General features: G+C 45.2%; 21 protein-coding genes and 3 pseudogenes. 12 read left to right on the top strand and 12 right to left on the bottom strand.

Translation table 11 applies throughout. The annotated features are described in order from the left end of the window. Positions 1–376: 376 nt before the first annotated feature. The gene (locus DQN52_RS02395; protein WP_269148492.1) at positions 377–754 is read right to left on the bottom strand and encodes a transposase; all 378 of its coding nucleotides are present in this window, start codon (positions 752–754) and stop codon (positions 377–379) included. A gap of 82 nt (positions 755–836) precedes the next feature. On the opposite strand from DQN52_RS02395, the gene DQN52_RS02390 reads away from it, so the two are divergent. Then, complete coding sequence (locus DQN52_RS02390; protein WP_111694399.1) at positions 837–1,541, top strand: IS1 family transposase; 705 nt, start codon at positions 837–839, stop codon at positions 1,539–1,541. On the opposite strand, the gene DQN52_RS10805 is transcribed toward DQN52_RS02390, so the two are convergent. Genes DQN52_RS10805 through DQN52_RS02380 form a run of 3 tightly spaced genes read right to left on the bottom strand, consistent with a single transcriptional unit; the run spans position 1,506 to position 1,958 of the window. Beyond that, positions 1,506–1,676 carry a transposase gene (locus tag DQN52_RS10805; RefSeq protein ID WP_143452384.1) on the bottom strand — a complete coding sequence of 57 codons (171 nt, stop codon included), beginning with the start codon at positions 1,674–1,676 and terminating at the stop codon, positions 1,506–1,508. The genes DQN52_RS02390 and DQN52_RS10805 overlap by 36 nt on opposite strands. A 17-nt stretch (positions 1,677–1,693) precedes the next feature. Then, positions 1,694–1,807 (bottom strand): transposase, encoded by a 114-nt coding sequence (locus tag DQN52_RS02385; RefSeq protein ID WP_089152897.1) that lies wholly within the window; start codon positions 1,805–1,807, stop codon positions 1,694–1,696. Then, on the bottom strand, positions 1,794–1,958 hold the full coding sequence (locus tag DQN52_RS02380; protein ID WP_081353478.1) for a transposase: 165 nt from the start codon (positions 1,956–1,958) through the stop codon (positions 1,794–1,796). Before DQN52_RS02380 ends, DQN52_RS02385 begins: the two co-directional genes overlap by 14 nt. A gap of 370 nt (positions 1,959–2,328) precedes the next feature. On the opposite strand from DQN52_RS02380, the pseudogene DQN52_RS02375 reads away from it, so the two are divergent. Then, positions 2,329–2,922: pseudogene (locus DQN52_RS02375) on the top strand (ABC transporter six-transmembrane domain-containing protein). Between the two features lie 62 nt (positions 2,923–2,984). On the opposite strand, the gene DQN52_RS02370 reads toward DQN52_RS02375, so the two are convergent. Further along, positions 2,985–3,347, bottom strand: coding sequence for an ACP-like domain-containing protein (locus DQN52_RS02370; RefSeq protein ID WP_003788097.1), 363 nt, complete (start codon positions 3,345–3,347; stop codon positions 2,985–2,987). Between the two features lie 269 nt (positions 3,348–3,616). Next, entirely contained in the window at positions 3,617–5,572 is a 1,956-nt protein-coding gene (locus DQN52_RS02365; protein WP_032827814.1) for a bifunctional 2',3'-cyclic-nucleotide 2'-phosphodiesterase/3'-nucleotidase, read from the bottom strand. 219 nt (positions 5,573–5,791) lie between these two features. Here DQN52_RS02365 and yacG point away from each other — a divergent pair, with 219 nt between their 5' ends. Together yacG and rnhB are read left to right on the top strand one after the other, a co-directional pair. Beyond that, the gene (gene yacG / locus DQN52_RS02360; RefSeq protein ID WP_003792093.1) at positions 5,792–5,983 is read left to right on the top strand and encodes a DNA gyrase inhibitor YacG; all 192 of its coding nucleotides are present in this window, start codon (positions 5,792–5,794) and stop codon (positions 5,981–5,983) included. Then, positions 5,970–6,578 carry a ribonuclease HII gene (gene rnhB, locus DQN52_RS02355; RefSeq protein ID WP_019390347.1) on the top strand — a complete coding sequence of 203 codons (609 nt, stop codon included), beginning with the start codon at positions 5,970–5,972 and terminating at the stop codon, positions 6,576–6,578. The genes yacG and rnhB overlap by 14 nt, the downstream gene beginning before the upstream one ends. A gap of 126 nt (positions 6,579–6,704) precedes the next feature. Here the strand turns inward: rnhB and DQN52_RS02350 are convergent, their stop codons facing one another. Next, positions 6,705–7,640 (bottom strand): ABC transporter ATP-binding protein, encoded by a 936-nt coding sequence (locus DQN52_RS02350; RefSeq protein WP_003788102.1) that lies wholly within the window; start codon positions 7,638–7,640, stop codon positions 6,705–6,707. A 167-nt stretch (positions 7,641–7,807) separates the two neighbouring features. On the opposite strand from DQN52_RS02350, the gene DQN52_RS02345 reads away from it, so the two are divergent. Further along, positions 7,808–8,764, top strand: coding sequence for an L-lactate dehydrogenase (locus DQN52_RS02345; RefSeq protein ID WP_003788106.1), 957 nt, complete (start codon positions 7,808–7,810; stop codon positions 8,762–8,764). A 76-nt stretch (positions 8,765–8,840) separates the two neighbouring features. On the opposite strand, the gene DQN52_RS02340 is transcribed toward DQN52_RS02345, so the two are convergent. After that, the gene (locus tag DQN52_RS02340) at positions 8,841–9,323 is read right to left on the bottom strand and encodes an MliC family protein (protein WP_003788108.1); all 483 of its coding nucleotides are present in this window, start codon (positions 9,321–9,323) and stop codon (positions 8,841–8,843) included. Positions 9,324–9,510: 187 nt separating this feature from the next. On the opposite strand from DQN52_RS02340, the gene ileS reads away from it, so the two are divergent. Further along, a complete protein-coding gene (gene ileS, locus DQN52_RS02335) occupies positions 9,511–12,294 on the top strand; it encodes an isoleucine--tRNA ligase (protein ID WP_003788111.1) in 2,784 nt (927 codons plus the stop codon). Positions 12,295–12,374: 80 nt separating this feature from the next. Here ileS and DQN52_RS02330 read toward each other — a convergent pair whose 3' ends face one another. Further along, entirely contained in the window at positions 12,375–14,231 is a 1,857-nt protein-coding gene (locus tag DQN52_RS02330) for an ABC transporter ATP-binding protein (RefSeq protein WP_003788112.1), read from the bottom strand. A gap of 251 nt (positions 14,232–14,482) precedes the next feature. Beyond that, positions 14,483–16,684 (bottom strand): TonB-dependent siderophore receptor, encoded by a 2,202-nt coding sequence (locus tag DQN52_RS02325; protein WP_003788117.1) that lies wholly within the window; start codon positions 16,682–16,684, stop codon positions 14,483–14,485. 302 nt (positions 16,685–16,986) lie between these two features. On the opposite strand from DQN52_RS02325, the gene DQN52_RS02320 reads away from it, so the two are divergent. The 3 genes from DQN52_RS02320 to DQN52_RS02305 all read left to right on the top strand — a co-directional run bounded on the left by DQN52_RS02320 (position 16,987) and on the right by DQN52_RS02305 (position 20,344). Further along, positions 16,987–17,691, top strand: a complete 705-nt coding sequence (locus DQN52_RS02320; RefSeq protein WP_071461630.1) for an IS1 family transposase — start codon at positions 16,987–16,989, stop codon at positions 17,689–17,691. A gap of 169 nt (positions 17,692–17,860) precedes the next feature. Then, a complete protein-coding gene (locus DQN52_RS02315) occupies positions 17,861–19,858 on the top strand; it encodes a site-specific recombinase (RefSeq protein ID WP_032827815.1) in 1,998 nt (665 codons plus the stop codon). A 201-nt stretch (positions 19,859–20,059) separates the two neighbouring features. Continuing rightward, the gene (locus tag DQN52_RS02305) at positions 20,060–20,344 is read left to right on the top strand and encodes a PepSY domain-containing protein (RefSeq protein ID WP_003788125.1); all 285 of its coding nucleotides are present in this window, start codon (positions 20,060–20,062) and stop codon (positions 20,342–20,344) included. 48 nt (positions 20,345–20,392) lie between these two features. On the opposite strand, the gene DQN52_RS02300 is transcribed toward DQN52_RS02305, so the two are convergent. Further along, on the bottom strand, positions 20,393–20,662 hold the full coding sequence (locus DQN52_RS02300; RefSeq protein WP_003788127.1) for a helix-turn-helix domain-containing protein: 270 nt from the start codon (positions 20,660–20,662) through the stop codon (positions 20,393–20,395). Between the two features lie 100 nt (positions 20,663–20,762). Continuing rightward, positions 20,763–20,993, bottom strand: a pseudogene (locus tag DQN52_RS02295) (transposase); the annotation flags it as partial. A gap of 44 nt (positions 20,994–21,037) precedes the next feature. Between DQN52_RS02295 and DQN52_RS02290 the strand changes: the two are divergent. The 3 genes and pseudogenes from DQN52_RS02290 (at position 21,038) to DQN52_RS02285 (ending at position 21,905) form a co-directional block, all read left to right on the top strand. Continuing rightward, complete coding sequence (locus tag DQN52_RS02290) at positions 21,038–21,301, top strand: transposase (RefSeq protein ID WP_071461654.1); 264 nt, start codon at positions 21,038–21,040, stop codon at positions 21,299–21,301. Between the two features lie 8 nt (positions 21,302–21,309). Continuing rightward, a pseudogene (locus DQN52_RS11645) lies at positions 21,310–21,449 on the top strand (transposase); the annotation flags it as partial. Positions 21,450–21,554: 105 nt separating this feature from the next. Beyond that, complete coding sequence (locus DQN52_RS02285) at positions 21,555–21,905, top strand: transposase (protein ID WP_145961511.1); 351 nt, start codon at positions 21,555–21,557, stop codon at positions 21,903–21,905. Positions 21,906–21,911 lie beyond the last annotated feature (6 nt).

The following is a 21,911-nucleotide window of genomic DNA, read 5'->3' as shown; positions in this document are numbered from 1 at the left end:
CAGCCTGCTCTTTATGTAAGCAAAAACAAAAGTGCAGGCTGAAACCTTATATTGCCTGAAGTTCAAAGGGCAGAGAGCGAATCCAAGCGTGGGTATGGCGGCGCAATGCCATGCACGTACCCCATTCGCAGAAATACAAATCAATCTGTAATTAAAGCCCTTTGAATTGTACAAATGTTCAAATTCAAGGGGCTTTAAACATGAAACCAAGAATCTACAAAATCGTATATCGCGAAGATAAATCAATCTACATATTCCGCACACCGCGCACAGAGAAAGAATTTCAGACGTATGAAGAAGCGCGTGCAGCATTCGACAAAGTTCGCAAGCCAAAAGAACAAATTCTACAAATTTTAGAGCCTGTATTCACAAACAACTATTTGATAAATTTTAATATTTGTGAAATATACCCTAGTTTAACAAAATTTTCAGCAGATAAATTCGTCTGCTCAAAATCTTTTGCTAAACGTCGAGACCAACCTAACCATGCAAACGTTCGTTCTACAATCCAACGTTTGGGTAGAATATGCCAAGAAATATCTTGAATTCTCTTTGAAATCTCAACAGTTAAACCCAATTGCTCTGATACTTCACGCTCAAATGTATTCCGATAACCTGCGTCTGCACAGAAACCTTTTAAACTCGGATAGGTCTCAAACGCTTTTTTTGCTACAAAAATACCTGCTTTTGTGTCATGAATATTGGCTGCATGAACCACAACAGACAATAGATTACCCAACGTATCAACAGCTATATGTCGCTGGTGGTGTCCTGAAAAGTGTGCTGTAAAAAAATAAGCAATAAAAAAGCAGCGAAAACAGAGTATATTTGAGTGTGTGAAAACAGAAATAACTCTAACTTGTCCTCGCTGCCAAGGACAAAATATAAAGAAAAATGGCTACTCTTGCAATCGTAAACAAAAATATTTTTGCAAAGATTTTTGTCGTAATTTTATTGGCGACCATAACCTTACCTATAAGGGTTGTCATTCCAAAGCTGATGAACAGGTTTGGAGAATGACCGTTAGAGGTTGTGGTATTCGCGATATTGCAGCAATTACGGGTTACAGCAAAGACAAAGTTCAGGCTGCTTTAAAACGCCATGAGTTTGAGCCATTTCCTAAACAAAAACATTACTCTACACTTGAAATAGACGAGTTTTGGACATTTGTCGGTAACAAGTCTAATAAAGTGTGGCTAGTCTATGCCTATCACAGAGAAAGTGGCGAAATTGTCGCTTACGTTTGGGGTAAACGCGATTTAGCAACAGCGCGAGCACTCAAACGGCGTTTGAAAGAGTTGCGTGTAACCTATGACAGAATGGCGACCGATGACTGGGCTGCATTTTTAAATGTCTTTTCAAATGAAGAATGGCATCTAGTTGGTAAGCAACACACAGTTGGCATTGAGGGTAATAACTGTCGTTTACGGCACAAAGTAAGGCGAGCGTTTAGAAAAACGTGTTGTTTTTCTAAAAGTATGTTTTATCACAAGAAAGTTTTTGATTTAGCTTTCTTTGATATTCACTTTGGCATTGTTTAGTTTTACAGCACACTTTTCAGGATACCACCTATGTCGCTTACGACCTTTGATTTTTTTACCTCCATCAAAACCTTTATCATGTGCGCTAGAAGCTGTTTTGACGCTTTGTGAATCAATAATGGCATAAGTTGGCATCGCTTGTTTTTGATGGATTAAACGTTTTTTTGAACCAATGCCAAAAGAATTCTATCCCATAAGCCTGATTGATTGGCTCTGCGATAGAAACTCCATACGGTTGAATAAGGTGGAAAATCATTGGGCAGCATACGCCATTGGCAACCTGTTTTGGTAATGTAAAAAAACGGCATTCACTAATTGACGTTTATCCCATTTGTAGTGGCGTAGCTGGTTAAAATGTGGCTCAATCGCTTGCCATTGGGCATCTGTTAAGTCTGTTGGGTAGAATTTTCTAGCCATAAAGATATTTTATCATTTTTGTGAATACAGGTTCTTAATTTGAATTTCCCTAGTTATCTAGGACAACCCCTAACCCAATCATAAATCAACAATAAAACCGCAGGAATTGCCATAAATATGAAGATGAGAAACATGGCTGATGTCAAAATTTCTTGAAGATTTTTATTGCTAATTGGGAAATAGAATTGCTGCAAAAACAAAAGAATAACAATCGCTCATATACCTAATGCGATGCAGGTTTGGTGAAGCGGTTTAGGGCGTGATTGAGTATTTTTTCCATTTTATTTGCAGGCTGCTTGAATTTTTAAAAACCAAACTATAACCAAAATAATGAAACCACAAAACCCCATTTTTCAAACCCTAAAAAAACATCGGTTCGCAAAACCGTAACCGTCTTTTTAAAACCTTTTCACTTGTTCCGGCTGAAAATCTGCTGTGGGCGACTTATCCGCTTTTTGGCAGCTTTGCGATTGACGCGATTGTTTCAGGCAGCCTGAAAGGGCGTTTGGTTATGCGGTGCTGATGTTGATTATTTACGGCGTGTCGGCTTCGCGCCGCCGTGTGGATACGCAGACGTTTACGCGCATTTACGCGGAAATTGCCGTGCCTGTGATTTTGAAACAGCGCGAACAAGGCAACAGTCATTCGGAAATCAATGCGCGTGTTACCTTGTCGCGTGAATTTGTTGATTTTTTTGAACATCATTTGCCGATTTTGATTACTTCGCTGTGTTCTATGATTGGGGCGATTGTGATGTTGTTGGAATTTTGGATTGGTTTGGCGATGAGTGTGCTGTTTGAGTCGGCGTTGTGGCTGCTGATGGTTAAGGGTTACGGCAGTTCGGGGCATTTGTACGCGATTACCACTTATTTGTAGATGTTTGCGATGAGTTTGGACGATAGCCCTTGCATTGGTGGAACAGTTTGCGAAGTTGCGAGATATTGGGCAGCGTGTGGCGGTGTAAATAATAAAGCAGCCTGCACTTTTTGTTGATTCAAAGTGCAGGCTGCTTTTTGATTTGTCTAATTAGTTTGGCGCACAGTTTTTGTAAATAATGCGATTATTCGGTGCGGTTACGGTGCCTAACGTTACTTGGTTATACGTTTCGCTGTCCACATAAGCTGTGTCAATCATATAAGTGCCCGCTTTACCAAACGTTGTGCCAGCAATATCAGACAAATTCAGATTGGTTGGCATGGTGCGTTTTCTGCCTTGCAACACGCTTTCGGCTTTGGTTGGCAAGCCTTCTTTGTTGAAGGTGTAGGTTACGTTGATGCTTTTGCCGCCTTGGCAAGAGTAGTTTACAGTTTTAGGGGTCATAAGGGTTGCGTGTGCTGCACCTGCTGCGGTGGTCAAAGCAATAACGGTTGCTGCGATGATTTTTTTCATTTTGGTATCTCCTAATAGACGGTTGAATTTATCGCATTGCACGATGTGTGCAACGTGGAAAGCATTAAATCACAAAAAAATCGACTTCTCAATTTTTTTTACTTGTTCTAATATTATGTAGCTTTGATGTGGGATTTAGTTAATCACGTTGACACAAAGTGCAGGCTGCTTTGCCCTTTTGTCCAAATCTTTGATTTGGGTATAAAAGGGTATGCCGTAGGCATGAATGCCTGCGACAAAGCAGCCTGCACTTTTATTTGATGATTGGATTACTTCTTACCACTCAAATCGATGCGATACACCGCAAAACCTGCTTCATCAACGCGCTCAAACGTGTAGGGGCGAACGGCTTTGGTGCGGATAAATTCACGCGCTGTGTCGCTGTTTGCCGTTTCAAAATACACATTCAAGTTTGGATTGGCAATTGGTGCAAACGTCCAGTTGTTGTCTGCGCTTGGGTTGATTGCGCCGTGTTGTTTGCTGTATTCGCTGATGTAGTTGGCTAATACTTGGCGGTTTTCATCGGGTGCGGCATAGATGATGTTTTTGTCACCCGTACCTGCAAAGCTGCCGCCAGTTGCGCGGTAGTTGTTGGTTGCCACGATAAATTCATCGGTTTCGCTCACAGGTTTGCCTTGGAAGCTCAATTTTTGAATGCGGTGGCTGCCTGCATTGGCGATTTTGCACGAACCGTCATAACGCGCAGGCTGGGTCAAATCAATTTCGTAGTTCACGCCGTCAATCACGTCAAAGTTATAAGTGCGGAAGCCGTCCCAATTTAACAAAGCTTGCGCTTTGCTGCTGTTTGGGTCAATGTGGTTGAACATACCTGCCGAGCATTCTAGCCATTCGCGCAATTCGTTGCCCGATACTTTTACGGCATACAACACGTTGGGATACAAATACAAATCGGCTGCATTGCGGAAGCTCAATTCGCCTTTGCGGACTTCGGTGTAGGCATTGGGGTCGTTTTTGCGTCCACCTGCTTTAAACGGTGCAACCGCGCTTAACACAGGCAAATGTTTGTATTTAGTATCGTTTTGGAATACTTTGCGTACATAATCCGTTTGCGCTTGGCTAACGATTTGCATGGTTGGGTCGTCTTGTACCAAAGTCAAAAAGCTGAACATATCTTCGGTGGCTTTGCCGATTGGTTTGCCGACAAATTCGCGTGTACCATCGTGATACGGCTTCATCAGTTGCACTAATTTTTCATCGTTTTCCACCAACGGTTTTTTTGCGTTGCTGTCATAAATGGCGCGTAATTCGGCACGGCTGTTCACGGTTTTCCATTTGCCAGACGAGTTGTCCAAAGTCAAATCCATCACGCCAATGTGGCTACCAAATTGCCCAGGCATGGTGGAAGCCACGCCGTGAATTGTGCCTTGTGCGATGTCAATATTGGGCAAGTTGGCGAAGTCTTTACCAGGGAATTGTGCGTGGGCATGACCAAACGCTACGGCATCTACGCCTGCGATTTTGCTCAATTCGTAAGTCGTGTTTTCTTGACCTTGTTGATAGGCTTGTTTGGTGTCGCCCAAACCGCTGTGGTTCAGCACGATGATGACATCTGCGCCTTTGCGTTTGATTTCAGGCACATAGTGTTTTGCGGTTTCCACGATGTCGTTTACGCGCACCTTGCCTTCCAAGTGGCGTTTGTCCCATTGCATGATTTGTGGCGTTACCAAGCCCAAAATGCCGACTTTTACGCTGTGGGTTTTGCCGCTGGTGTCTTTTAAACGCAAGGTTTTGATGATGTAGGGCGTGTATTGGTTTTTGCCTGTACGCGCGTTCACGATATTGGCGTTTACTACTGGCACTTGGCTGGTTGCCAAGGCTTTGTGTAAAAAGTCCAAACCAAAGTTAAATTCGTGGTTGCCCAAAGTGCTGGCGGTTACGCCCAAGTAATTCAACGCCACATAAGCAGGGTGTTTTTCGCCACGGCGCAAGCCTTTGGCTGCCATATAATCGCCAATCGGTGCGCCTTGAATTAAATCGCCATTGTCCACCACGATGCTGTTGGGGTTTTCGGCTTTGGCTGTGTGAATCAGCGTGGCGGTGCGGGTTAAGCCATATTTTGGGTCGGCTTTGTCTTTGTAGTAATCAAAGTCGGTTAAATTGGTGTGAATGTCGCTGATTTCGATGATGCGGAACTGGATTTGTTCGGCGTAAGCTGCATTGGCAAACAATGCGCCCAAAGCGAAAGTTAAGGCGGTTTTTTTCATAACAATAAACTCCGTTGCGTTAAGGAATAAAGCCTGTATCATACCGTTTTTTTCGTATTTTTACACTGAAAAGCAGCCTGCATTTTATTGTTCTAAATAACCGCGCCGTCATTCCTGCGTAGCATTTAGATAGCAGAAAATAAATTCTGATAACTGAATTGGTTAGATAGATTCCTGCCTGCGCGGGAATGACGGTCATTTAAATCAACAGGAAAACCCATGACCACCACCGTATCCTGCCCCACTTGCCAAACGCCTGTGCTGTGGCAACCCGAAAGCACCTATCGCCCCTTTTGCAGCCAGCGTTGCAAACTCATTGATTTAGGACAATGGGCAGACGAGCAACATGCTATTCCTGCATTACCTGAAACGCCCGAAGAATGGGACAAACTGTATCATGAATCAATCTGAATTTATTGTGTTACCCAGTCACGCTGGTGTGGACGAAGCAGGGCGCGGTTGTTTGGTTGGCAGCGTGTTTGCCGCCGCCGTGATGTTGCCTACCGATTACGCGCTACACGGTTTGACCGATTCCAAAAAGTTGAGCGAAAAAAAACGTGATGCGCTGGCTGTTGAAATCAAACAACAAGCGATTGCGTGGAGTGTGGCAGCGGCAAGTCCTGCCGAAATTGCTCAATACAATATTTTGCAGGCGACTTTGTTGGCAATGACACGCGCTATTGCAGGTTTGGCAAAGCAGCCTGCATTCGTGTGGATAGACGGCAACTGCGTCCCCAAAAATTTGACGATGCCAGCCCAAGCCGTTGTGCAAGGCGACAGCAAAATCGCGACGATTTCGGCTGCGTCCATTTTGGCAAAAACCGCGCGTGATGCGGAAATGTACGCACTGCACGAACGCTATCCGCAATACGGTTTTGCCCAGCACAAAGGTTATGGCACGGCAGCGCATTTGGCAGCATTGCAGCAGTTTGGCGCGTTGGCGGAACACAGGGCGGATTTTGCGCCTGTTAAAGCGGTGTTGGTGCAGGGTAGATTGTTTGATTGACACAGTCCCCTCCCCTTGTGGGGAATGGTTAAGGAGAGGGAAAATCGTTGCATTACAGCGACATAAATTACAGAAGCACCAAAATCCCTCTCCCCAACCCTCTCCCAAAGAAGAGAGGCAGATTTGCTATACCGAATGACCAAACCGAATCACACACCCGTCATCAACCCAAACACGACAACGCGATTCGCTTATCGCGCCATCGTGCCAAGTAATCAAATCGCCCCAATGCGGATGCCGCACCACCACGCGCCAAAGTGCAGGCTGCTTGTCGCACGACAAAACCGTGCAATCCACCCCATTTTCGTGATTCAACACAATCGCTTCGGGCGGCACATAAAAAGCAGCCTGCACATTCACACAACCGAGCAAATGCGCCGCCTGTTCAGATGCAGGTCGCGCAAATAGCTGTTCGGGCGTGTCGTGCTGCACAATTTGCCCGTGGTGCAAAATCGCCATGTGGTTCGCCATAAGCGCGGCTTCGGCAGGGTCGTGCGTAACCAGCACCGCAGGGATATTTTGCTGGCGGACTAAATCGCGCACCAAAGTTTGCAGTTGCCCGCGCAATGCTGTGTCCAAGCTGGAAAACGGCTCATCTAGCAGCAGCAATTTTGGCTGCCCAACCAACGCTCGCGCCAACGCCACACGCTGTTTTTCGCCGCCCGACAAAGCGTCTATGCCCCGTTCTGCCGAGCGTGCCAGCCCCACTTTATCCAGCCAAATCAACGCCTGTTCACGCGCAGCAGCAGTGCAAATACCACGCATACGCAAACCAAACGCCACGTTTTGCCACACATTCCAATGCGGTAACAGCGCGAAATCTTGAAACATCATGGCGATGTTGCGTTGCTGCGGCGATACATCGTTCAGGCGAATTTGATTGAGCCAAATGTCACCAGAATCGGGCTGCATTAAGCCTGCAACCATGTTCAATAAAGTGGATTTACCGCTGCCCGATGCGCCTAATACTGCCAACAAGCAGCCTGCATCCACTTGTAAATCGATGTTTTGGGCGACTGGTTTGCCTGCTAATTGTTTGTTTAGCTGTTGAATGTGCAGCATGGGTTGAATCCTTGTTATGGCGAAAAAGAGTGATTATAAGCGGTTGTGCAAAAAGCAGCCTGCAACTTTTGTCTAAATCTTGATTTGGGTACAAAAAGTGCAGGCTGCTTTTTTATCCACAAATTGTTATACAATACTATTTTTAACACACGTAAAGGAATAAGCAAATGAACAAAAAATCAGGCAAAAAAGTCGTGGTTGTTGGCACAGGCGCGGTGGGGATTAGCTACGCCTTTTCCCTAATCAACCAAGCCGCCTGCGATGAATTGGTGTTGATAGACTTAAACGAAAAGCGCGTCCAAGCCGAAGCACGCGATTTGCGCCACGGCATTTTGTATGCCCCATCGCCCACCAAAGTCAAAGAAGGCACATACAGCGATTGCGCCGATGCCGATTTGGTGTGCGTTTGCGCGGGCATGGCGCAAAAGATCGGCGAAACGCGCTTGCAGTTGGTGGACAACAATCTCAAAGTATTTCACAGCGTAGTCAAGCAAGTGATGGCAAGCGGATTTGACGGCATTTTCTTGGTGGCGACCAACCCTGTGGACGTGTTGTCGTATGCCACATGGCAATTCTCGGGCTTACCCAAAGAGCGCGTCATTGGCTCTGGTACAATTTTGGACACGGCGCGTTTGTGTAACTGTTTGAGCAAAGCGTTCAACGTGTCGCCATGCAGCGTAGACGCCCACATGATTGGCGAACACGGCGACAGCGTGATTGCCGCGTGGAGTACCGCCAGCATTGCAGGCGTACCGTTGCAGGCTGCTTTGGATAAATCGGGCGATGGCGCGGCAAAGATGGCGCAAATCCACGAAAACGTCCGCAGCGCAGCGTATTCCATCATCGAAGGCAAAGGCGCGACTTACTACGGCATCGCCATGGGCTTGGCGCGAATCACACAAGCGATTTTGCGTAATCAAGACGTGGTACTAACCGTGTCCACGCTGTTGCAAGGCGAATACGGTCAAGACGATGTGTATATTGGCGTGCCAGCCGTGATTAACGGTTCGGGTGCGGTGCAAATCATCGAAAAACCGCTCAATGCCGACGAAATCGCGCGTTTTGCTCAATCGGCGAATTTATTGCGCTCGTATCAAGAAAAAGTACACGCGTTTGAAGTTTAAATCACACAAATAAAAGTGCAGGCTGCTTTGGTATTTCAAAAGCAGCCTGCACTTTTATTATATCAATTGAAATCGCTTATTTTTTAACGCTACACGCAGTTTCAACTTGATTGCCTTGTGGGTCAGTGAATACAAACGCAGCATCGCGACCGTTGTGGTGGAATTCAGTTGGTTTACCATAGAAACCGTTGTTGCTAGCGTAGCGCACGCCAGAACCGCTCACAGCACGTTGCAAGGTTACACTATCACCAATCGTGTCCACCGATACGCGCACTTGGTCATCGCCGTGTTGCGCGGTAATCGTCATACCATTTTTGCACTCAAAAGTCATAGCATGGCTGTCCGCAGCGTGAGCATGAACATGAGCATGGCTGTGAGCATAACCATGTTGATGCGCGGTACTTGATGTGCTGCTTGATGTTGTGTTGCTGGCACAAGCCACCATTGCCAAAACGCTAGACAACAAAATAATCTGTTTGATTTTCATAATAAAACTCCGTGTAGATGAGAGAAAAATACCGCCCACACACCGTGCAGGCTGCTTGAAAACGGTTATCATAAGACGGATGTTGCAGCGTGTAATCCCCCTTAACTTGAATTTACTTGTTGCCCGATTGCTGTTTCACGCTTTCCATAAGCCATAAATCCTTATAGAATGAAGCGAATTTAATCCAAAACAGCCTGCACAATAAACCCGAATGTGCAGGCTGCCTTAACCTTTTTTACGACTATTCAAGAGCAAAACCATGACCGATTACAGCAAAACCGTAAACCTACACGAATCGCCATTCCCCATGCGCGGCAATCTCGCCAAACGCGAACCTGCTTGGGTGAAACAATGGCAAGACGAAAAACGCTACCAAAAATTACGACAAATCGCCGCAGGTCGCCCAAAATTTATTCTGCATGACGGCCCTCCGTATGCCAATGGCGACATTCACATCGGACACGCCGTCAATAAAATTTTGAAAGACATCATTATCCGCAGCAAAACATTGGCTGGCTTTGACGCACCGTATGTCCCTGGTTGGGACTGCCACGGCTTGCCGATTGAAGTGATGGTAGAAAAATTGCATGGCAAAGATATGCCACACAGCAAATTCCGCGAATTATGCCGCGAATATGCTGGCGAACAAATTTTGCGTCAGAAAAAAGATTTCGTGCGTTTGGGCGTGATTGGCGATTGGGAAAATCCTTATTTGACAATGGATTACAAAACTGAAGCCGACACGGTTCGCACGATTGGCGAAATTTATAAAGCGGGCTATTTATACAAAGGCGCGAAACCTGTGCAATTCTGTTTGGATTGCGGTTCGTCTTTGGCGGAAGCGGAAGTGGAATACAAGGACAAAGTTTCCCACGCTATTGATGTGAAATATTTGTTTAACGATAACGCGGCGTTGGCGGCGGCTTTCAGGCTGCCTGAATTGTCGGGCGAAGCGTTTGCCGTGATTTGGACAACCACGCCTTGGACGTTACCAGCCAGCCAAGCGATTTCGGCAGGTGCGGACATTGTTTACCAACTGATTGACACGCCAAAAGGCAAACTGGTTTTAGCGAAAGATTTGGCGGAAGACGCGCTTAAACGCTATGAATTTGCAGGCTGCTCTGTGTTGGCGGAAACGACTGGCGCGGCGTTGGAAAATTTGAAATTGACGCACCCATTTTTAGACCGCGAAATTTTGATGTTGAACGGTTCGCACGTTACCACAGACGCAGGTACAGGTTTGGTTCACACCGCACCAGCGCACGGTTTGGAAGACTATTTCGTTTGCAATCAATACGGTATTGAATTGTATAACCCTGTGAATGCACAAGGTCGCTACATCAGCGAAGTGCCGCGTTTGGCTGGCATGACGGTTTGGGAAGCGAATCAGCCTGTGATTGACTGGCTGTCTGAAAATGACCGTTTGTTGAAACACGGCAAAATTGAACACAGCTACGCGCATTGTTGGCGACACAAAACGCCGTTGATTTACCGCGCTACGGGTCAATGGTTTATCGGTATGGACAAGGCTGGCGTGTCGGGCAAAACGCTGCGTAATAATGCGTTGAAAGCGGTGGACGATACGGAATTTTTCCCTGTGTGGGGTCGTGCGCGTTTGCAAGCGATGATTGAAGGTCGCCCTGATTGGGTGGTGTCGCGTCAACGCTTTTGGGGTACGCCGATGACGTTCTTTGTTCACAAAGAAACAGGCGAATTGCACCCGAATTCTGCGGATTTGTTGGAACAAGTCGCGCAAAAAATTGAGCAAAAAGGCATCAATGCGTGGTTTGAATTGGATAAATCAGAATTGTTGTCGCCCGAAGATTGCGAGCAATACGATAAATTGAGCGATACAATGGACGTGTGGTTTGATTCAGGCAGTACGCATTTTTCTGTGTTGAAACAACGCCCTGAATTGGCATGGCCTGCGGATTTGTATTTGGAAGGCAGCGACCAACATCGTGGTTGGTTTCAATCGTCAATGCTGACGGGTTGTGCGACTTTGGGTCGTGCGCCGTATAAGCAATTATTAACGCACGGTTTTGTGGTAGACCAAAACGGTCGCAAAATGTCTAAATCAATCGGTAACGTGGTTGCACCGCAAGAAGTGTATAACGAATTTGGCGCAGATATTTTGCGCTTATGGACGGCGGCGACTGATTATTCTGGTGAATTGGCGATTTCCAAAGAAATTTTGAAACGTGTTACGGAAAGTTATCGCCGTATTCGCAATACGTTGAGTTTCTTGTTTGCGAATTTGAAGGATTTTAATCCGATTGAAGACGCGATTCCGCAAGCGGATATGGTTGAAATTGACCGTTATGCGTTGGTGTTGGCGCGTCAGTTGCAAGAAAAAATTGCTGGCGAATATTATCCGCGTTATGCGTTCCATTTTGCGGTGCAAGATTTGGTGCAATTCTGCTCGGAAGACTTGGGCGCGTTCTATTTGGATATTCTGAAAGACCGCTTATACACCACGAAAGCGGATAGCCACGCTCGTCGCTCGGCGCAAACGGCGTTGTATCACATCACGCGCAGTCTGGTGTTGTTGATGTCGCCGATTTTGTGTTTCACGGCGGAAGAAGCGTGGGACATCATTGGCGGCGGCGAAACGGATAGCGTGTTGTATCACACATTGCACGATTTCCCGACCATGCCTAGCGCGAGTGAAGAAGCATTGGTGGCGAAATGGGCGGCAATCCGTGAAGCGCGTTCGGCTGTGAGTGCGGCGATTGAGCCTTTGCGTGTGGATAAATCGGTGGGTTCTTCGTTGCAAGCGGAAGTGAAATTGACTGCGCCTGACGCGATTTATGAAGCGTTGGCGGCGCTGGGCGATGAATTGCGTTTCGTGATGCTGGTGTCCAAAATTGAGTTGGCGCAAGGCGATGAATTGTCGGCAAGCGTTGCACCGTCTGCACAGCAAAAATGTGAGCGTTGCTGGCATTATGTTGAAAGTGTTGGCACGGTAGTGGCGCACCCGACTTTGTGTGCGCGTTGTGTGGAGAATATTGAGGGTGAGGGCGAAAGTCGCGTTCATGCTTGATTGATTTGCGATAAATAAAAGCAGCCTGCACTTTTTGTTGATTCCAAATGCAGGCTGCTTTGTTATTTGTGCGACTTCGTTTAGCTGTTATCCACATCATCAGGCAAAAAACCGCCGCTTTGATGCGCCCACAATTTGGCATACAAACCGCCTTTTTCTAGCAGTTGCGCGTGCGAGCCTTCTTCTACAATGCGACCTTTGTCCAGCACAATCAATCTGTCCATCGCAGCAATGGTGGACAAGCGGTGGGCAATCGCAATCACGGTTTTGCCGTCCATCATTTTGTCTAGGCTTTCTTGGATTGCCACTTCCACTTCGCTGTCCAACGCACTGGTGGCTTCGTCCAACAGCAAAATCGGCGCATCTTTGAGCATCACTCGCGCAATCGCAATGCGTTGGCGTTGTCCGCCCGACAATTTCACGCCACGCTCACCCACATGAGCGTCATAGCCCGTGCGCCCTTTTGCGTCCGATAAATGCGGAATAAATTCTGCCGCTTCGGCTTTCAAAGCAGCCTGCATCATTTCTTCATCGCTGGCGTTGGGGCGACCATACACAATATTGTCTCGCACCGACCTGTGCAGCAAACTGGTGTCTTGCGTTACCAAACCAATTTGGGCGCGTAGGCTTTCTTGTGTGATTTGCGTGATGTCTTGCCCGTCAATGGTCACTTTACCGCTTTGTGCTTCGTAAAATCGCAATAACAAATTGACCAGCGTGGACTTGCCTGCGCCACTTCGTCCAATCAAACCGACTTTTTCGCCTGCTTTAATGTGCAAATTGAAGCCGTTGAGCAGCGGTTTGCCGCTTTCGTATGAAAAGTCTAAATGTTCAAAGCGAATGTCGCCCTGTTCTACTTTTAACGGCAGCGCGTTGGGTTTATCCACAATCGTGCGTGGTTTGGATAGCGTGTTCATGCCATCGGCAATCGTGCCAATGTTTTCAAACAGTCGCGCCGATTCCCACATAATGTGTTGCGATAATCCGTTGATTCGCAATGCCATTGCTGTTGCGGTAGCAACTGCGCCCACGCCCACTTGTCCGTTATGCCACAACAGCACGCCCAATACGGCAGACGACAAGGTCAGCACCACATTCAGCGTGGAGCAGCAAGTGTCCAACGTGGTCGCCAAACGCATTTGGTCATGTACCGTTACCATAAATTCCTGCATGGATTGTTTGGCATACTTGGCTTCACGCGCGCCGTGCGAAAACAGTTTGACGGTGGCGATGTTGGAATAAGCATCGGTAATGCGCCCTGTCATCAGGCTACGCGCATCGGCTTGGCGTTGTGCGGTTTTTGCCAGCTTGGGGATTAAAATCGCCAAAGTGGTAATAAATAAGGCAATCCACAACACAAACGGCAGCAGCAGCCAGCTATCCAAGCTCGCCAAAATCACGCCCGATGTGATGAAATACACCAGCACATAAATCACAATATCCGCCATGCTCATCACGGCATCGCGCACGGCAAGGGCGGTTTGCATGACTTTTGCCGACACGCGCCCTGCAAATTCATCTTGATAAAAGCCGAGCGATTGGTTGAGCATTAGGCGATGAAAATTCCAGCGCAATCGCATGGGGAACACGCCTTGCAGCGTTTGCAGTCGCAAATTTGAGCCGATAAAATGCCAAAACACCGAAAACAACATCAGCGCGAACATACCCAGCAGCGACCAACCTTTTTCAGCAAGCAGCGTTTGTGGCGTGTATGTGCCGAGCCAGTCCACCAGTTTGCCCATAAATTGAAACAGCAGCGCGTCCATGACCCCTGTGCCTGCATTTACAGCGGCGAGCGCGAAAATCCAACGGCGCGTGCCATGGCTGCTTGCCCACATAAAGCGCAAAATGCCTTTGGGCGGCGTGCTGGGCGTGTCATCGGGATAGGGTTCTATGCGGCTTTCAAACCATTGGAATATGGGGTGTAGGAATTTCATTTTGATTTATCTATATAAAAAGTAAGCGAAAAAGTGCAGGCTGCTTTTTTATATAACAAAGCAGCCTGCAAATAAAATAGCCTAAATTGTACGCGAAAAACAAGCAGCCTGCACTTTGCATCAATCAAAGTGCAGGCTGCTTTTATAGTGAATTAAAATTGCAATGATACTGCGTTGCCAACGTCCTTATGTACTACTCATACACGGCGGACGTTGTCGCCTTGTCTCACTTTTATTTTAATCCACTACATTTAGAACGAATATTCCGCTTTCAACCAGAATGTGCGTGGCATGCCCAATACGGCAAAGCTACGGTCTTGCTGACCGCGTTGTACTTGCCAGTAGTTTTTATTGAACACGTTTTCCACGCCCAAACGAACCGTTAAATTTTGGGTTTCGTTAATGCGATGTTGGTATTTCGCACCCAAATCCACTACGGTGTAAGACGGGAACATAAAGTCTTTATTTACGGCTTGACGCGATTTGCCATAATGCTGCAAACCAGCGTTCAAAGTTAAGCCCTGCAAGAATGGCGTATCCCATTCCACACCAGCTTTGGCGATGAAGCGTGGGCTGGATACTTGGTCGCCATTGAGCAATACATTGCCAAAAGCAGCAGGCGAATCAATCAACTGATGACGAATAAACGACAATCCCAAATAAGGGCGTAAGGTTTTATTCATCAAATTGGCATAAGCGTTTAATTCCAAGCCACGAACACGCTCGTAGCCTTGATGCTCGCCAGTATTGCGCCAGAATGTTTGGCGGCGCATCTGATAAATATTGGCAGAAGTAACAATATTGCCCCAGTTTTTACGTACGCCCAATTCTACTTGACGGCTAACACGCGGTTTGGTTACTGCGCCTGTATCATCGTCCATTGAGCCTGGTTCTAAATCTTCCAAATAGTTACCATACACCACCAAATCTTGTGTTGGCGACCACGCAGCCATGAACATTGGGCTAAAACGGCTTTCGTTCATGTGATTGGTGCGCTGATATACGCCTCGGTTATTGTGAACATGAACTTTTTGTTTAATCCATTGATAACGTCCACCCAAAGTGATGCGAAGTTTGTCGTCCATAAAGCCCAAAGTATCCGAAATCGCCAAACTTGGCGCACTCAGCTCTTCGTTAGTACTTTGAATGGTTGGACGTGGCAACGGTGGGGTTACGCTTGAAAACACTGGGTTATACAAATTGGTGTTTACTCGGTATGCTGCTGCAACACGCCCACCTGTATCAAAATCGCGTTTGCGTTGAACCATATCAAATGCGGCATTCCAGTTGTGGCTAATCTCGCCAGTTTGGAAGTAACCACGCGCTTTTAAGTTGTAGCTGTGTGTGGTTACGCGCTGGTCACGAATTTGTGAACCTTGTGATGTGTATCCTGTGCCTGCGTTATTGGCTGTGGCATTCCAGTAATTACCTTGTGTATCGCGAATCGCCAATGCACCAAAATTACCCGAATACAGCGAATCCAAATAACCCACGCCACCCGAAATCGCTACCCAATCGCTAGGCTGCCAGTTAAACGTAAACATCGCCGATTTGTCTTCGGCAGATTGCGCTTGCCACGCAGGTACTAAACCTGTTTTGCCGTCTGGTGCTTCGGGGATTTGGAAATTCAAAACCTGAATATCTTGCACACGCGCACGACCGCCTGTTGTTGCACGTTTAGAATACGCTGCATCAACCGCCGCTTGGAACGTTTCGCCACGATAATCTACGTTAATGGCCGCTTCTTTGGTGGTTTCGGAATACTCTTTGCGTGGGGTATCGCCATCGCGGTATTTGCCGTTGAAGCGTATGCCCCATTCTTTGTTCGCGCCAAAGCGTTGTCCAATGTCAATAGACGGCTGCCAGCGCGTTTTGCCAAACCAAGACAAGCCAATGGTACGATTGCCTTCGTCCGATGCTTTTTTGGTTTCTACGTTCACAGACGAACCAACCGCACCTTCTGGGTCCATGCCCACGGTTGCACTAGATGCGCCTTTAATCAACTGCGCTGCGCCTACATTGCTGGTAGGCGATGAGTAAGCCGAATACATACCAGCCAAACCGTTCACACTAAATTGGCGGCTGTCTAACTGCAAACCGCGTACATACAAGCCTTGAATAGAATTGGTTTCGCCGCCAAATGCCATCACAGACGCATCGGTTTGGGCAATGGCGTCCACCATATTGCGCGGATTTTTGTCGGCAAAGGCTTTTTCATCGTAATTGACTACGGTAATCGGCGTGGTAAAGGCAACTTGACGACCGAGCAAGCCCAAATTCACGCGGTCGCGCTGATAGCTGTTGGTTGCCTCGGAAATAGCGCGAGCAGCTTTGGAACGCACGGTTACGGTTTGCAATTCGCTGCCGTTATCGCCGATAGCAGGGGTTTCTGCCATGCCAAACGGTGCAGCAGATAATGCCAAAATAGCGAGAGTGATGCGATTTAATTTCATTTTGATTCTGATTAGAGGTTAAAAAGAAGCGCAGATTATAAGTTTTTGTTATGTAAACGACAATAATTATTATCTATGGTTAATCTTTATATTGTTTATTTAACATTATTGATTTTGAAGCTTGACACCATTTTATAGTGAATTAAATTTAGATTAGTACAGCGTTGCCAACTCCCTTATGTACTAGCTGTACACGGCGGTCGTTGTCGCCTTGTCCTAATCTAAATTGGTGGTGTCCTGAAAAGTGTGCTGTAAAAAAATAAGCAATAAAAAAGCAGCGAAAACAGAGTATATTTGAGTGTGTGAAAACAGAAATAACTCTAACTTGTCCTCGCTGCCAAGGACAAAATATAAAGAAAAATGGCTACTCTGGCAATCGTAAACAAAAATATTTTTGCAAAGATTTTTGTCGTAATTTTATTGGCGACCATAACCTTACCTATAAGGGTTGTCATTCCAAAGCTGATGAACAGGTTTGGAGAATGACCGTTAGAGGTTGTGGTATTCGCGATATTGCAGCAATTACGGGTTACAGCAAAGACAAAGTTCAGGCTGCTTTAAAACGCCATGAGTTTGAGCCATTTCCTAAACAAAAACATTACTCTACACTTGAAATAGACGAGTTTTGGACATTTGTCGGTAACAAGTCTAATAAAGTGTGGCTAGTCTATGCCTATCACAGAGAAAGTGGCGAAATTGTCGCTTACGTTTGGGGTAAGCGCGATTTAGCAACAGCGCGAGCACTCAAATGGCGTTTGAAAGAGTTGCGTGTAACCTATGACAGAATGGCGACTGACGACTGGGCTGCATTTTTAAATGTCTTTTCAAATGAAGAATGGCATCTAGTTGGTAAGCAACACATAGTTGGCATTGAGGGTAATAACTGTCGTTTACGGCACAAAGTAAGGCGAGCGTTTAGAAAAACGTGTTGTTTTTCTAAAAGTATGTTTTATCACAAGAAAGTTTTTGATTTAGCTTTCTTTGATATTCACTTTGGCATTGTTTAGTTTTGCAGCACACTTTTCAGGACACCACCTCTAAATTTAATCCACTATAATGCAAAAAGCAGCCTGCACTTTTATTAACTCAAATGCAGGCTGCTTTTATCATCACAAGTCCATTTTCTTGATTATAATAAGCCTATCTAAATGCAAGCTGCTTTTTAATAGGATATTTATGCGACATTCCCATTCATCTACTTTGCTGAGTTTAATTCAACAAAGCGTAGACCAAAACAACGCGTTTGGCTTACTAAAAGGACTGGTTACATGGCTGCGAAAAGGCAAAGCCAAACGCGCGCCTGAACGTTTGAATAATTTATTGATTTTATTGCAAAATAACCCAGAACTATGCACACAAGTCGCCAATTTGCTGTGCCATTGGCTATATGGTTTGCGCTTGTACCCACTCTTAATTAGCGCAGGCATTTTTGCACGAGAAGGCTTTGCGCGCGAACTCATTGACCGCGTTTACGAAAAATTCAATCCATCATACAAAGACGAAGGCGATTTACGCGATGTATTCGCTCAATTATTCAACCGCGAAAGTGACCGCCTGTGGATAAATGCGATTGACAACAAAACTTGGCTGAAACTGTTTGCACTCTTGCGCCACCACACAGGCGAACACGAGCGCGAAACCGCACAAAGTCACTTGCGCCGTGAAGGCTTTCACGCCATTGAAATGCTATCAATTTGGGTTGCCGCCGAAGCATTAGAACCCGATTTAGTACGCCTTGACCCACAATTATTGAACCGAGATTCACCATTTGTCGCACTAAAACGCGAAATTGCCGCTTGGCTAACCGCTAAAATCAATCAAACCGAATTTGATGATAGCCATTTATATGTCATGCTGTCTCAATGTCATAAGCAAGTGGAAACCTTGCGCAAAAAAGGTACAGTGGCTGGTGCAGGCTCATCGTTGGGTGTGGCGCATTTGCTAGAACGATTGCATCAAACACTCAATCGCATTGCTTTGTTATTAGACGTTTTTTCGCCCCAAAATATTCCAGCACGCACCTTGTTAGAACTCACTCAGGTATTGGCGATTGCAACGGCTGAACAACACAGCGTTCGCCGTTTGTGGAAAAGCAGCGTCAAAATGTTATCGCGCAGCATCACGCAAAACACAGGCGACCATGGCGAACACTACATCACGCGCAGCAAAAAAGAATATTGGAGTATGCTGTATTCGGCGGCTGGCGGTGGTGTTTTAATCGCGCTCATGTCGTGGTTTAAAATTTATTTGGGTAAAGAAATCGACAACCAATTTGTGTATAGCGTTGCCTCTGGTTTGAACTATGGCTTGGGCTTTATGCTAATTTTTATGCTGGGCTTTACTGTGGCAACCAAGCAGCCTGCAATGACCGCATCACGTTTTGCTGCGGCGGTAGAACGCACCGAAAAAGGGCAGGTTAATAATATGAAACTAGCTCAATTATTGGTTGATGTATTGCGTTCGCAAATTGCCGCGGTAACAGGCAACGTAGTGGTGGCAATTACCGTCGCCATACTGGTTGGACTGTTTTATCGCCTGTATTACCCCTATCCCTTGTTAAACAAAGCCGAAGTTTTGTATCAGCTGAACGCGATTAATCCATTCAAAGCAACGCTATGGTATGCTGCCATTGCTGGCGTATGGTTATTTTGTTCGGGCATTATTTCGGGCTTTTTTGACAACCGTTGCGATTATTTAAATCTACGCATGAGATTGCGTCATCATCCTGTTTTAAAATGGATTTTACCAACCAAATGGCGTGGGAAAGTGGCAGATTATTTTCATTCCAACTATGGCTCGTTAATGGGTAACTTGTGCTTTGGTATGCTATTGGGTATGACAGGCTTTGTGGGACACGCACTGGGCTTGCCGTTAGACATTCGCCACGTTGCCTTTTCGTCTGCCAACTTGGGTTATGCCACCATATCGGGTGGAGTAGGCTTTTTAACTTTTATTCAAGGTGTTATCTTTGTTTTGATGATTGGTTCGGTTAATTTATGGGTTAGCTTTTCGATTACACTTTGGGTGGCATTGCGTTCACGCGAAACCAAAATTGATAGCTGGTGGAGCATTATGCGCTGTGTAAAACAAATCGCCAAAGAACGACCATTGAGCTTATTTTTTCCTACGCAACTGCCAGAACCTGTTCAGGCTGCCAAGAAAAATCAAGCATAGTGAAATGAAATTGCAACGGTACTATGTTGCCAACGCCCTTATGTACTACTTGCACACGGCAGGCATTGTCGCCTTGTACTGTTTTTATTTCATTTCACTATATAAATTTGCATTCATAATTTTGTGCTAATTTTTCTGTGTTTTAATACGCTCATTGAAATTCAACCTACCACACACACTTTTTAAGAAAGGTAATCACACATGAAAAAATTATTTTTAGCAGCAATTTTGACAGCAACCGCAAGCAGCGCATTCGCCAACGACCGCATTGAAAACCAAATTTACAGTGATTCAAACTTCCCACAAAAGAAAGCCCAAGCGCGTCAAATTTTGGAAAGCAAAGGCTACCAAGTGGGCGAAATTGACGCCGACGACCATTGGAGCAAACCTGTTTTAGAAATTGAAGCGTACAAAAATAATCGCAAATACGATATTTTGATGTCGTATCCTAATTTAAAAATCATCAAAGAATCAATTGATTATTGATTAAAAAAGCCGTACAAATCATCAAAATTTGCACGGCTTTTTATTTTTTCAGACAGCCTGTTTCCGATAATGCGCCAACACGATTTCAACCAATTCATCATCAACAAAAAAATACGCTGGTGGAACATCAAGAATTTGAGCAATCCACACCAATGTATTTAAATCAGGTTGATGATTACCTTTTTCATAACGATTGATGCGCGTACTCGCCACAAATTCATCTAAACCAATCGCCAAACCCAATTTTTCTTGTGTCATCTTTTTCGCTTTCCGCGCTTCTTTAAATCGTTTCGTAAAAATTTGCTGTAAATTCATCATTCTTATTCCATAAAAATATTTTTGAAAACATTAACGCTGCAACTATCTATAGTGAATTAAATTTAGATTAGTACAGCGTTGCCAACTCCCTTATGTATAGTTAATTAAAATAAAAATAGGACAGTAACACATCTGTGAAATTATCATAACTAGGCAAAATTGAACGCATATATTTCTTAATATTTGCCCATGTTTTTTCTATTGGATTTAATTCAGGCGAATAAGGTGCAAGCGGTAGAACTTTATGCCCCAAATGATGCACCATTTCTTGCAGAATACTCATTCTGTGAAATCTAGCATTATCTAAAATAGTCAATGACTTTTCAGGCATAGTGAATTAAGAACCTGCATTCACAAAAATGATAAAATATCTTTATGACTAGAAAATCCTACCCAACAGACTTAACAGATGCCCAATGGCAAGCGATTGAGCCATATTTTAACCAGCTACGCCACTACAAATGGGATAAACGTCAATTAGTGAATGCCGTTTTGTACATGACCAAAACAGGTTGCCAGTGGCGTATGCTGCCCAATGATTTTCCACCTTATTCAACCGTATGGAGTTTCTATCGCAGAGCCAATCAATCAGGCTTATGGGATAGAATTCTTTTGGCATTGGTTCAAAAAAACGTTTAATCCATCAAAAACAAGCAATGCCAACTTATGCCATTATTGATTCACAAAGTGTCAAAACAGCTTCTAGCGCACATGATAAAGGGTTTGATGGCGGTAAAAAATCAAAGGTCGTAAGCGACATATAGCTGTTGATACGTTGGGTAATCTATAGTGGATTAAATTTAGATTAGGACAAGGCGACAACGACCGCCGTGTACACCTAGTACATAAGGGAGTTGGCAACGCTGTACTAATCTAAATTTAATTCACTATATTGTCTGTTGTGGTTCATGCAGCCAATATTCATGACACAAAAGCAGGTATTCTTGTAGCAAAAAAAGCGTTTGAGACCTATCCGAGTTTAAAAGGTTTCTGTGCAGACGCAGGTTATCGGAATACATTTGAGCGTGAAGTATCAGAGCAATTGGGTTTAACTGTTGAGATTTCAAAGAGAATTCAAGATATTTCTTGGCATATTCTGCCCAAACGTTGGATTGTAGAACGAACGTTTGCATGGTTAGGTTGGTCTCGACGTTTAGCAAAAGATTTTGAGCAGACGAATTTATCTGCTGAAAATTTTGTTAAACTAGGGTATATTTCACAAATATTAAAATTTATCAAATAGTTGTTT

It is taken from the genome of Kingella kingae (assembly GCF_900475905.1).
In the GTDB taxonomy this organism is placed as follows: Bacteria; Pseudomonadota; Gammaproteobacteria; order Burkholderiales; family Neisseriaceae; genus Kingella; species Kingella kingae.
This window is presented reverse-complemented; position numbering and strand designations above follow the sequence as displayed.